The organism is Brucella lupini, assembly GCF_002252535.1.
Classification (GTDB): domain Bacteria; phylum Pseudomonadota; class Alphaproteobacteria; order Rhizobiales; family Rhizobiaceae; genus Brucella; species Brucella anthropi.
The window spans coordinates 56,768-69,026 of the sequence record NZ_NNRN01000054.1 but is presented as its reverse complement, the minus strand read 5'-3'; the positions used below and the strand labels follow the sequence as shown (position 1 = coordinate 69,026).

Genomic DNA, 12,259 nt, shown 5'->3' with positions numbered 1-12,259 from the left:
CCCTCAGTTCGCCTTGGCTTTCTCGTCGCCCGGCAGAACGTAATCCGTTCCTTCCCAAGGCGAGAGGAAGTCGAAGTTGCGGAATTCCTGACGCAGCTGGACAGGCTCGTACACGACACGCTTCAGCTCGTCGTTATAACGAACTTCAACGAAGCCGGTGAGCGGGAAGTCCTTGCGCAGCGGATGGCCTTCAAAACCATAGTCGGTCAGGATGCGGCGCAAATCCGGATGGCCGGAGAAGAGAACGCCGTACATGTCGTAGGTTTCGCGCTCGAACCATTCGGCACCAACGAAGACCGGCACTGCGGAAGGCACCAGCGTATCTTCGTCAGCCTGAACCTTGACGCGGATGCGCTGGTTCTGGCGCGGAGACATCAGCTGATAAACGACATCGAAGCGCTTGGCGCGCTGCGGATAGTCGACGCCTGAAATATCCGTCAGGTTGACGAACTGGCACTGCACGTCGTCACGTAGGAAGGTCAGAACGCTGATGATGCTCGCGGCCGGAACCGAAAGCGTCAACTCGCCATAGGCAAGTTTCGCCTCTTCGATCGCGTCGCCGAGGCGTTCCTTGATATAGCCGGAAAGTTCACCGAGAGCTTCTTCGCTCATTTTCCTAACTTCCTTCTTTAGAACTCACACCGCACTTGCCTTTTGGGAGGCCCTTTTCAGGGGATGGCAGGCAGTCGAACCCTAACAAAACTTGTCTTGCGCAAACCGGTCGATAACCGGCTCAGCGCTCAATCGTACCCGTGCGACGGATCTTTTTCTGAAGCATCAGAATGCCGTAGAGCAGTGCTTCAGCGGTCGGAGGGCAACCCGGAACATAAATATCGACCGGAACCACGCGATCGCAGCCACGCACCACCGAATAGGAATAGTGGTAGTAGCCGCCGCCATTGGCGCAGGAACCCATCGAGATAACGTAACGCGGCTCCGGCATCTGGTCGTAGACCTTGCGGAGAGCGGGTGCCATCTTGTTGGTCAGCGTGCCGGCAACGATCATCACGTCGGACTGACGCGGTGATGCGCGCGGAGCGATACCGAAGCGCTCGGCGTCGTAGCGCGGCATGGAAATGTGCATCATTTCCACGGCGCAGCAGGCGAGACCGAAGGTCATCCACATCAGCGAACCGGTACGCGCCCAGGTAATCAGAGCGTCAGCGGATGTGACAATGAACCCCTTGTCGGACAGTTCGCTGTTCAGATCGTTGAAGAATGCATCGTCGGAACCGACAGGTTTGCCCGTGCGCGGGTCAAGAATGCCCTTCGGCTGCGGAGCCACGAGCGTTGTGTTGGCTGTGGTCAATCCCATTCCAGCGCTCCCTTCTTCCATTCATAAATGAAACCGATGGTCAGAACGCCAAGGAACACCATCATCGATGCAAAGCCGAACCAGCCAATTTCGCCAAAGGACACAGCCCATGGGAAAAGGAAGGCGACTTCCAGATCGAAGATGATGAAAAGAATCGACACCAGATAGAAACGGATGTCGAACTTCATACGGGCGTCATCGAAGGCATTGAAGCCGCACTCGTAAGCAGAAAGCTTTTCGGGGTCGGGCTGTCTATAGGCGACAAGAAACGGCGCAACCAGGAGGGCTACACCAATTACCATCGCAATGCCGAGAAAGATGACGATCGGCAGGTAGGAACTTAAAAGCTCGTTCATGGTCCTTTATCCGGCTTGAATACGAGGCTGCGCCGCCTGTCATAAGCTTTTTGGAGCTGACGACCATGCGACACATTGCATCTGTTGCAACCTCGTCGCCCAAGCAGCTTCAAAAGGCATGCCGTGCGAACTAAGCGCTTTTCGCCGGGACGGTTATCGCAGCGCGTTCGCAAGCGCAACCCCTCCGGCATGATCTATTGGGCAAAGACGAGCCAAGATGCTTAACAAGCCATGGCATCAAGCCCGCATATCCCACTGAAAACCCGTATAACATGAAAAGATCATAATTTCGTGAGGAAAAGTCGCACGGACTGGTCGGCTTAGCAATCGCCAGGAGAATCAATTGCCTGCAACTTGGGAATGAAAGTTGGGGGTTTCAGCTCTCGCTTTAAAATGAACTCATGGAGCAGCAGAAGCCGTTGCCCCGACCAGCCTACCGGGCAGATAAAGCACAAGCGATGCAGCTCCCTTGATTGCAGAGGCACCGTCTGCCAGCACCGCCTGCCCCGTTGTCTGCTTCTCCCGCCCGTTCAGAGCATCCAGCGAAAGGCTGCCATCACTGACCAGAGCCATGAGCGATGGCGACGATGCAAAGACATTATGTTCGCCTCCATCCAAATCGGTAGCGTCGATCACCGCGATTCCATATTTCTGGAGCGTCGGAATACTGGTGCCGTCCCCTACTCGCGCATGGCCGCCCGTAATAAAGGATGAGACCCCGAGCGCGCGATCGCTGCGCGATGTCATCACCGCCGTTGGGCGCGGCATGGGATCGATATCCTTGATCTGTTTTTCGAACACGTCGAGATCGATGTCCGGTGCGGCGAGCAACAGCGCATTGATGCGACGCAGCACATTCTTTTCGCCACGGAGCGACAAGGTTCTCAGAGCCTCCATAGTCACGAAGCTGCCCATGGAGTGCCCGACGAGAACAATACGCTCCGCCTTGCTGCGGGCGACGAGTTCCAGCAATCGCGCCAGACCGTCACGTGCGAAGTCCGCGCTATCACGATCATAGACATAAAGCCCAAGATCGCCGCCCGACGGCCAGGCATATTCGACCGCCACCGACTTCATTTTGTAATCATGGACAAATTGCGCAGTGCGGAATGTGCTGTCGGCAAAATTATTGTTGTAGCCATGCACGAAGATCAGGATTTCCTTGTCCTTCGGTCCCTGCTTCGCCAGGGCGGCATTCAATTGCGCGAGAAACTGCTCGGCATTGTCGTAAGGCTGGAATGCCGTGGCAGCGAAATTTTTGGCGGGATCAGGCTTGTAGCCGGTAGACTCAACTTGTCCTTTGACGTGAGCTGCCGGAATCCCGACATCAACCTGCGCAAAATTCAGCGTTTCCGAGCGCTTTGAATTGTAAGGCTGCGAGAAATTATCCGAGCGCTGGCGGCTCGTCGCAACATAAATAGGAACTACCGCCGCCGGTTTTGCAGGCTTGACGATAGCGGCTTCGGCTGCGGCCACCGATTGCGGGCTTGAATTCGGTCCATGCCACAGCACAGCGCGGGGTGTGCCACACCCGGCAAGAATCAAAAACGTTGCAAGCACACCAAGATAAGCGCGTCGGGTCATCGTCGCAGCGATCCGTTCCTGTCATCCGATTTCACGCGATTGAAAACAGGAAATTCGTTCCATGGCAATGCATGGACCAAATGGGCCGCTTCTCGCCAACTCAAATTGTCGCGAAGTGCCTGCGGCGCGGACATTGAGAAATTCCGTTCGCGTTTATCGAGAAAGTTGGAATGGAAGCGTTCCAAATGCTGCAAGCTTTGCGAAGCCATGCCTTCAGATCGCGTTCGCCCCGGCTATCATGAAGCACATTGTCGGCCAAAGTATCGCAAGGAGGTCACGTATGAGCCATTATCTGCTCGCCAGCGGCGATCTTCTCGCCATTGCCGCGATCATCCTGTCAGTCGCCTATCTATCCTGGAAGCAGTTTTCCAAATAGCAGGCGTACGGTTCGGCGAAACAGCTACGCTCCGGCAATTCCATCAAGATTCTTTGAAGATGCGGCGACCCGAGAGACAAGGCGGTGGGCGCCACTTTCGTGTCAACGTTCAATCTATCGATTTGTTGAGAGGAAAGTGGCGCGAGTGACGGGGCTCGAACCCGCGACCTCCGGCGTGACAGGCCGGCACTCTAACCAACTGAGCTACACCCGCGCATTTCTCGGCAACCTTGCGGCTGCGTCGCACCGGCGTTTCCGTCCGGTGTGAGCGGTCGTTTAAGGGGTTCTCGAACAAGTGTCAAGCGCGTGTTTGGAGAAGAATTGCGATATTGCAAAAATCATTCACAGGGCATTTCAATGCCCGTTCACGATCAGCAATTCTGGCTTGAAAGAAGCAAAAACGGCGGTAGGCGCCACTTTCGTGTCAACGTTCAATCTAGTGATTTGTTGAGAGGAAAGTGGCGCGAGTGACGGGGCTCGAACCCGCGACCTCCGGCGTGACAGGCCGGCACTCTAACCAACTGAGCTACACCCGCGCATTTCTCGGCAACCTTTCGGTTGCGTCGCACCGGCGTTTCCGTCCGGTGTGAGCGGTCGTTTAAGGGGTTCTCGAACAAGTGTCAAGCAAGGGTCACGAAGAAAGAATAAGAATTTTCGATTTTGCTGCAGAACACCCGATTTCCGGGCTTTTTCAATGACATCAAACTTATCCACAAACCCGGCCCTGTACTCGAATCCAAACCAACTTTCAGAATCATCCGCATCGCAATCACCGACAGCCCTCCCCGCAGCAAATAGTGATACGTCGGTTGGCCACTTGATTTCATACCAACCAGTTGGTATTGTATCTTAAGGAGCACGATTATGGCACGCAAACAAAATCCAATGACCCGGTCCAACCTGCTTGATGCAGCATTAAGCGTTATTCGCACCAAGGGTTATGCCGCAACGACGGTCGATGACATCTGCAACAAAGCGTCCTTATCCAAAGGTGCTTTCTTTCATCATTTTTCCAGCAAGAAAGATCTGGCCGTTGCTGCCGCGAATTACTGGTCGGAAATGACCGGCACGTTCTTTGCGGAGGCCACCTATCATGCTCCCGAAGACCCGCTTGAGCGCGTGCTGGCCTATGTCGAGTTGCGTAAGCAGCTGATTCAAGGCGAGTTGCCTGATTTCACCTGTCTCGTCGGCACCATGACACAGGAGGTCTACGAGACCAATTCCGTGATCCGCGATGCCTGCTGGGACAGCATTTCAAGCCATGCAGACACGCTTGTTCCGGATATCGCAGCCGCGATGGAACGCTATCCGGTTGCAGGTGAGTTCACCGCTGAAAGCCTGGCTCTGCATACGCAGGCGGTCATTCAAGGCGCTTTCATCATCGCCAAGGCAAGCGGTGATCCGCTGCGTGCGGTGGAAAGTGTCGACCATCTCAAGCGGTATATAAGCCTGCTCTTCAAACACCCCGCCAATACCCATTGAACAGAAAACCGACAAAGGGAGGAAACCATGCCCAGCACTATTCGCCTGCACCGTGTATTTGCCACCAAGCCGGAGAAGGTTTATCGCGCATTCGTCGAGCCGGATGCGGTGGCCAGCTGGTTGCCGCCATATGGCTTCACTTGCACCGTCTATGAACTGGACGCAAAGGTCGGCGGCAAACACAGAATGTCGTTCCGGAATTTCACAACCGGTCACAGCCATTCCTTTGGCGGCACATATGTGGAACTCGTTCCGGGAGAACGGCTGGTCTATACGGACAGTTTCGACGATCCGAACCTGCCCGGCGAAATGAAGGTCACGATAACCTTGAAAGCCGTTTCGGTCGGAACGGAAATCAACATCGAACAGCAGGGCGTCCCCGATATAATTCCGGCTGAAGCCTGTTATCTCGGCTGGCAAGAATGTCTGGACAAGCTGAAGAAGCTCGTCGAGCCTGAAATCAACCAGTAACGCTGTTTCGGCGATGACGCATGGCTTGTTGCCGACCGTGCGTCATCGATCCGATAATCCCTACACAGCCTGTGGCTGCCTCACCGAAGAGAGATGGCGAACCACAACCGGCACCAGCAGCAGCAGCCCCACGATCGACGAGTAAATCTCCGGCGCGACCAGAAGAATGGCTGCAAAAATCATCAGGACATTTTCCCAGGCCTTGGTCCGCACCAGGAAGAAACCTGACAATGCGGCACCCAGAGCGGTGATGCCTATGGCGCAACCAAGGAACGCCACCAGGAAATCCGGCCAGTTGAAGTCCGATGTAACCAGCAGGAGTGACGGAGAGAAGACGAAGACAAACGGCACGAGCACCTTGCCGAGACCGAGCCGGAAGGCCGTATTGCCTGTCTTGAACGGATCGGCGCCCGCCATACCTGCCGCCGCATAGGCGGCAAGCGCAACAGGCGGCGTGATATCCGCCAGCACCCCGTAATAAAAGACAAAGAAGTGAGCCACAATGGGCTCAACACCCAGCAGCCCCAGCGCGGGCGCGGCAATTGTCGCCATGATGATATAATTGGCTGTCGTCGGAATTCCACAGCCCATCAGAATGCAGACAATCCCCGTCATGACGAGCGTGAAAAGCAGCGTCAGTGTCTGCGGACCGAACCAGGCGGCAGGCAGAATGGTACCGAAATAGGTGGCAAGCTGGCCTGCAGTCGAAGTCACGATATAGGAAATCTTGAAGCCAACGCCGGTAAGCGTCACCACGCCGACGATAATGCCGACGGTGGCCGCCGCAGCGCCAACGGCGAGTGCATATTTGGCGCCGTCGCGCAGTCCGTCAAAAATCTCGCCTATCGACATGCGCTTGCGCGGATTGAGCAATCCCACCGCAATACAGAGCGTAATGCCCCAAAACGCAGCCAGATAAGGCGTATAACCCGACAGCAGAACACCGATCAGCACGATCAGCGGAATAACGGTCGGCCAGTCGCGCTTGAATGCTTCCTTCAGGTCAGGCAGTTCTTCCTTCGTCATGCCGCGCAAGCCGTTGCGCTTGGCTTCGAAATGAACCTGCATCAGAACGCCGAAGAAATGCATGAAGGCTGGCACGATGGCTGCCAGAATGATCGTCGTATAAGGCAGGTTCAGAAATTCGATCATCAGGAACGCCGCAGCGCCCATGATCGGCGGCGTGATCTGCCCGCCTGTCGATGATGCTGATTCCACGGCAGCGGCAAAGTGGCGTTTATAACCGAGCCGGATCATCGCCGGGATCGTCAGCGAACCGACTGTCACCGTATTGGCGACCGACGAGCCCGAAATCATGCCGAACAAGGCGGAGCCAAAAATGGAGACCTTTGCCGGACCGCCTGCGAAACGGCCTGCCACCCAGGCCGCGCAGTCCAGAAACAGCTGACCGAGACCGATGCGGGTTGCAAAAACCCCAAACAGCACGAAATGGAAAACATAGGTCGCGACCACACCGAGCGCGATACCGTAGATACCTTGTGTCGTCAGATAAAGATGATCGACAAGCTGGCTGACCGTTGCACCGGGATGCACGAGAATGCCCGGCATATGCTGCCCATAGAGCGCATAGAGCATGAACAGGACCGATATGATCGGCAGTGGCCAGCCGACGGAGCGTCGCGTCGCTTCCAGAAGGACCAGAATGAGAAGGCCGCCGAGAACGACATCCGTGGTCGTCGGATTGCCGACGCGGAAAGCCAGATCGTCGAGCGGTATCATTGGAACGTGGGCGACGGACACGACCGCGATGATTGCCAGCGCCCAATCGATAATGGAAATGCCGAGCGGTCTCAGCCACGACGATGTGGTGGGCTTGTCGTATCCCTTGCGGGAAAACGGGAAAACAAGAAAGACGAGACCGAGTACGAAGGAAAGGTGAATACCGCGATGCACCATTTCCGACAGAAGGCCGAAACCCGCAGTGTAATAGTGGAAGATGGAAAGTGCGATCAGCAGCGCGCCAACGATGCGGGCTGCGAGCGGCCTCAGCGGGCGAAAGCGAATCTCGGAGTCGAATTTCTCTTCTAGCTCGCGCGCCTTGGCTTCATCCAGTTCCATGGGCGACAGTTTCGCCTCTTGCTCGCTCACCATACTGGCCTCTCCATCCAGAGCGCAGCTGATCCACTTGAATCAAAAAACACTCTAATCGCTTGTTTTAAAATGCTTATATACCTGAAAGATGCTTTGTACCGGACTGGAAGCAAATGCACGGAGTTCCGGTGAAACTCCGTGCAACTTGTTCATCCGAACCGGAATGGTCGGCTTATTTCAGAACGCCTGCTTCCTTGTAGAAGCGTTCTGCGCCGGGATGTAGCGGAATGCCAAGGCTGGTCGTTGCCGTATCAAGCTTGATGAGCTTGCCCTTTGCGTGCCCGGCATCGAGTGCTTTTCGGCTGTCGTCGTTAAACAGGGTTTTGGTGATGTTGTAGACGAGTTCATCCGGTTGCTTGGCGCTCGTCACCCATTGCGCAGCGACTGCCAGAGTCTCGGTCTGACCGACATCCTTGTAGGTATCGGCAGGAACAGCATCCTTCGAGAAGAACGAGTATTTCTCAAGAATCTTCTGCGCTTCCGGACCGGAAATCGGAACCAGCGATATACCGTTCGATGTGGCCAGTTCGGAGATTGCACCGGTCGGATAGCCGCCAACGAAGAAATAGGCATCGAGCGCGCCGTCCTTCAGACGCTCTCCTGCAGGTCCCGGCTTCAGATGTTCAGCCTTGATGTCGCTTTCGCTCAATCCATACGCTTCCAACACGATGCGGGCATCAACAATCGTACCCGATCCCGGCTCATCGATGGAAACGCGCTTTCCCTTGAGATCGGCAACGGATTTGATTCCTGCATCCTTGCGGGCGACCAGATGAATGGTTTCGGGGTAGAGCGTAGCAATCAGGCGCAGATCTTCGACCTTGCCCTTGCCGTCATAAAGACCGGTGCCGGTATGCGCCCAGTAAGCCACGTCCGACTGGGTGAAGCCGGATTCCAGCGATCCGGACTGAATAGCGTTGATATTGGCGACCGAACCGTTCGATGAAACCGCCGTCGCCACCAGACCGGGAACGCCTTTATCCCCTGCCCCGGAAATCGCGTTGGCGATCAAGCCACCGATCGGATAATAGGTGCCCGCTGTTCCTCCGGTGCCTATACGAAAGAAGGCGGGAGCCTGTGCAAGAGCGATGCTGGCTCCGACAGCCACAATTCCTGCAAATGCAGCAACCACACCGCGCCGGGTGAACTTTCCCATTGTCATATCTGCTCTCCGTTCCCAGAATAATTTTGTTCAAATTGTGTCGCCGAGCATGGAAAGCTGGGCGCGGCTTGTCAAGCGTCCAGTCCGCCATTGGCCAGACCTGCTGAATTTTGATATAATCTCAAAGCTCGAAGCGGTATTCTATCAAAATTAAAACCTCGATAAACAAGAAATAACAAGATTTATAAAACTACAATATGATAAATCATCGAGTAATTTAAATAAAAATCAAAAACTATACATATTTACTTGTAACACCACATAAATACCGTCAGAAATCGAATTCCAACTCCATAAACGACTTGAAAGCGCAGAATTTGTCGCTATCTTGGCTTCATGGCGTGTGCTGCGTGCGCCCAGGGATTACCCTGAATACGGAGACTGTTTTTAACCGTTTCTGTCAGGGAGCTGCCATGGCTGGTCGCATTCAAAATACTATACGCAATTTTCTTGATAGTGAGTCGTCAGGCGGCCTGCTGCTTATAGCTTCTGCAGCAGCGGCATTGCTGGTGGCGAACTCGCAGTTTTCAGAAGCTTATTTTGGCGCCCTTCATGCCTATCTCGGACCGCTTTCTGTCCAGCACTGGGTCAATGACGCGCTGATGGCAGTGTTCTTCCTCATGGTCGGGCTGGAGATCAAGCGCGAGATGGTTGACGGCCACCTTTCGTCATGGCCACGCCGCATTCTGCCCGGTGCAGCAGCAGCGGCAGGTATGGCAGTGCCGGCGCTCGTCTACCTTGCCTTCAATCTCAATAACGGTGCTGCCCATGGTTGGGCGATCCCGGCTGCGACCGATATCGCGTTCGCGCTCGGTGTTATTTCCTTGCTGGGGCCAAGAGTTCCGACATCGCTGAAGGTGTTTCTTGCAGCTCTTGCCATCATTGACGACCTCGGCGCAGTGATTGTCATCGGATTGTTTTATACAACCGGCGTTTCACTGATGGACCTTGGTTTGGCTGCAGCAGTCGTCGCTGCCCTGGTCGCCTTGAACCTGAGCGGCGTTAAGCGTCTGACACCTTATCTTCTGCTGGGCCTCGTGCTGTGGTTCTTCACCTATCGCTCGGGCGTTCACGCGACCATTGCAGGCGTTTTGCTTGCGCTGACCATTCCGATCAAACGCACCCCCGCGAAGCCTGAAGCGACCGTCTCCGAAAGCCCGCTGCATCTGCTCGAGCATAGCCTCATCAAGCCGGTTTCGTTCATCATCGTGCCCATATTCGGCTTCGCCAATGCAGGCGTCAGCTTCTCCGGTCTCGGCATGGAAGCCTTCTTCGCACCGGTGACGATGGGTGTTGCCGCCGGTCTGGCCATCGGCAAGCTTGTCGGCATATTTGGCGCGGTGTTGCTGCTGGTGAAAACCGGAATCGTCGGCCTGCCCGCCGGGGCAAGCTGGCCGCAAATGCTGGGAACGACGCTTCTGTGCGGTATCGGCTTCACGATGAGCCTCTTCATCTCGCTTCTCGCTTTCGATGACGTGTTGCTGCAGAACGAGGCGAAAATCGGCATATTGATTGGCTCGCTCGTTGCCGGTCTCGCCGGGTTCATCGTGTTGCGTTTTTCAAAACGTGCCGATGGACGGAATTTCAGCCAGTAAGTCGGATACAAACAATGCCCGGATGCTGAGCATCCGGGCATTGTTTCATTACTCCACCTGAACTTATCGAGGGTCTGCTATCCTCGTTTCGCGTTGAGCGTTTCGTCGGATGGCTTCCAGATTCTATAGCGGATTTCAAAGCCATCTTTCGCATAGATGACGATCGGAAGCCGGCTGTTGTAGCGGAGCATGAAGTTCTCACCCCGAACCGGCACGAAGTCGGTTCGCTTGCTGTCCTCCGGACAAGCCATGAGCGTACCCGACATGCGGTCGCTTGCCGCCAGAGTGAAATAATCAAAGCCCCAGCCCTCGACGGTGCTCGGCGTTAAACTTCCACCAAACCAGCTGATATTGCAGTCCACGGTTGCGTTGCGGCCCGCGATAATTTCAACCTTGGCATCCTGTTCTTTCTCCAGTGGCGGAAGATGGATGACATAACGGTAAGAGCCCGACGGTGCTGCCGGGAAAGCTTCGAGATTCCGTTCAGATTCGGTCTTGTCCTGAGCGCTCGCGCCATTTGGAACGCCGAAGCTGACGGCGACCAGTGCTGTCAGTAAGAAATGTCTGACCTTCATGTTCATGCTCTCATCTGTTGCAGGTTTTATTGCGCTTATTCGGCCAAACCACCGGTTCCGGTGGCGGTTGCGCTATCAAATAAGAGGAAGACGATCGGCGTGCCCGGCTCGCATGAGGCATCGGTACGCCTGGCACCGACTTTGCCCGCCACGGGCGCGGAATATTCAGCCACGACTTCCCCAAATGAATTTCTCTGACTAGCCACTTTTTGTCCCGCTTGCACCTGCTCATTGAGTTCAACGTGATGTTCGATAAACCCGCCATGTGTCGTCAGAACCGGCGCCATTCCATCCGCAGCGAAGAGACCGGAATCCTTGCTGGTTTTGCCTATATTGCCTTCAATGACCTTATGGTGTTTGAGAACATTCATGGTGCCTTCGACAAAAAGGGCAATCATCGCATGATCGAAGATACGCGGTCGGCCTATTTCCGGTGTGAAGGCTGGAATACCCTCATCGATCAGTGCATTTGCGAGAAGGCCGTGGGCGCCGAAATTGTCGAAAATCTGCTCTATCGGATAAAGCTCAGCCATCGCCCGAACTTCCGGCAGGTCCATTCGAGCCAGATGAAATGAGGTCATATCCATGCCTGTGGCTGCGGTATGAAAATCGATCCCGTAGTCGAGATTCGGTCGCAGCAGGCGATTGAACACCAGCCAGGCGTGGCGTGCCGCGGCTTCCGGTGCGTTCTCGTTACCCGGAAACAGCCGGTTGATATCGATAAGGTCAATCCCGCGTCCTGAACTCGGCCATCGCCTTGCCATTGCTTCAAGCGCCGGGCGAGACAGATCGAAGACAGCGACAACAGAGCCGGACATTTTTTGCGGGTCGAGCTGATTCACGATGGTGTGCAATGTGTGCACCGGGCTCATTTCGTCGCCGTGCACGCCACTGATCAATCCGATCCGCTTGCCGGGCAACTTGCCCTTCATCACCGTGACTGAAACATGCCAATGCTGGCCCGTCGGCATCTGCACGCCCTGGAAATAGAAATTGTGCCGCTTGCCCGCTTCCAGATCGGAAATATCGAGAAAGGAAATCACGCGCTTACCGTCTATGACATCACCGGTATAGATCGTGCCTGAGCCCTTGCCGTCGGTATCCGGTTTTGCATCACCCGTCTGGGCCTGTGCCTGCCCGGATGCGAGCGCAACGGACCCTGCTGCCGCAATGGATGCGAGCATGAAATCGCGCCGGTCGATGCTCTGTGATTTTGTCTCGGTCATTCAGT

General features: G+C 55.2%; 11 protein-coding genes and 2 tRNA genes. 3 read left to right on the top strand and 10 right to left on the bottom strand.

Annotated features, from left to right (window positions below; all coding sequences use genetic code 11):
* Positions 1 to 3: 3 nt before the first annotated feature.
* The 6 genes from CES86_RS19225 to CES86_RS19195 all read right to left on the bottom strand — a co-directional run bounded on the left by CES86_RS19225 (position 4) and on the right by CES86_RS19195 (position 4,167).
* A complete protein-coding gene (locus tag CES86_RS19225; RefSeq protein WP_010661173.1) occupies positions 4 to 612 on the bottom strand; it encodes an NADH-quinone oxidoreductase subunit C in 609 nt (202 codons plus the stop codon).
* Positions 613 to 733: 121 nt separating this feature from the next.
* The gene (locus CES86_RS19220; RefSeq protein WP_010661172.1) at positions 734 to 1,315 is read right to left on the bottom strand and encodes a NuoB/complex I 20 kDa subunit family protein; all 582 of its coding nucleotides are present in this window, start codon (positions 1,313 to 1,315) and stop codon (positions 734 to 736) included.
* Complete coding sequence (locus CES86_RS19215) at positions 1,306 to 1,671, bottom strand: NADH-quinone oxidoreductase subunit A (RefSeq protein WP_006466588.1); 366 nt, start codon at positions 1,669 to 1,671, stop codon at positions 1,306 to 1,308. The genes CES86_RS19220 and CES86_RS19215 overlap by 10 nt, the downstream gene beginning before the upstream one ends.
* A 399-nt stretch (positions 1,672 to 2,070) precedes the next feature.
* A complete protein-coding gene (locus CES86_RS19210; protein WP_029925027.1) occupies positions 2,071 to 3,255 on the bottom strand; it encodes an alpha/beta hydrolase in 1,185 nt (394 codons plus the stop codon).
* Between the two features lie 513 nt (positions 3,256 to 3,768).
* Positions 3,769 to 3,845 (bottom strand) — tRNA-Asp (locus tag CES86_RS19200).
* 245 nt (positions 3,846 to 4,090) lie between these two features.
* Positions 4,091 to 4,167: transfer RNA gene (locus CES86_RS19195), tRNA-Asp, on the bottom strand.
* 328 nt (positions 4,168 to 4,495) lie between these two features.
* Between CES86_RS19195 and CES86_RS19190 the strand changes: the two genes are divergently transcribed.
* On the top strand, positions 4,496 to 5,113 hold the full coding sequence (locus CES86_RS19190; RefSeq protein WP_094515101.1) for a TetR/AcrR family transcriptional regulator: 618 nt from the start codon (positions 4,496 to 4,498) through the stop codon (positions 5,111 to 5,113).
* A 27-nt stretch (positions 5,114 to 5,140) separates the two neighbouring features.
* A complete protein-coding gene (locus CES86_RS19185) occupies positions 5,141 to 5,584 on the top strand; it encodes an SRPBCC family protein (RefSeq protein WP_012092264.1) in 444 nt (147 codons plus the stop codon).
* Positions 5,585 to 5,644: 60 nt separating this feature from the next.
* Here CES86_RS19185 and CES86_RS19180 read toward each other — a convergent pair whose 3' ends face one another.
* Together CES86_RS19180 and CES86_RS19175 are read right to left on the bottom strand one after the other, a co-directional pair.
* Complete coding sequence (locus CES86_RS19180; protein ID WP_094515100.1) at positions 5,645 to 7,696, bottom strand: TRAP transporter permease; 2,052 nt, start codon at positions 7,694 to 7,696, stop codon at positions 5,645 to 5,647.
* Between the two features lie 172 nt (positions 7,697 to 7,868).
* On the bottom strand, positions 7,869 to 8,858 hold the full coding sequence (locus tag CES86_RS19175) for a TAXI family TRAP transporter solute-binding subunit (RefSeq protein ID WP_010661166.1): 990 nt from the start codon (positions 8,856 to 8,858) through the stop codon (positions 7,869 to 7,871).
* A 413-nt stretch (positions 8,859 to 9,271) separates the two neighbouring features.
* Here CES86_RS19175 and nhaA point away from each other — a divergent pair, with 413 nt between their 5' ends.
* Positions 9,272 to 10,453 (top strand): Na+/H+ antiporter NhaA, encoded by a 1,182-nt coding sequence (nhaA, locus tag CES86_RS19170; RefSeq protein WP_010661165.1) that lies wholly within the window; start codon positions 9,272 to 9,274, stop codon positions 10,451 to 10,453.
* Positions 10,454 to 10,530: 77 nt separating this feature from the next.
* On the opposite strand, the gene eco is transcribed toward nhaA, so the two are convergent.
* Positions 10,531 to 11,028, bottom strand: a complete 498-nt coding sequence (gene eco / locus CES86_RS19165) for a serine protease inhibitor ecotin (RefSeq protein WP_231771373.1) — start codon at positions 11,026 to 11,028, stop codon at positions 10,531 to 10,533.
* A gap of 35 nt (positions 11,029 to 11,063) precedes the next feature.
* Positions 11,064 to 12,254 (bottom strand): succinylglutamate desuccinylase/aspartoacylase family protein, encoded by a 1,191-nt coding sequence (locus tag CES86_RS19160; protein ID WP_094515099.1) that lies wholly within the window; start codon positions 12,252 to 12,254, stop codon positions 11,064 to 11,066.
* Positions 12,255 to 12,259: the final 5 nt, after the last annotated feature.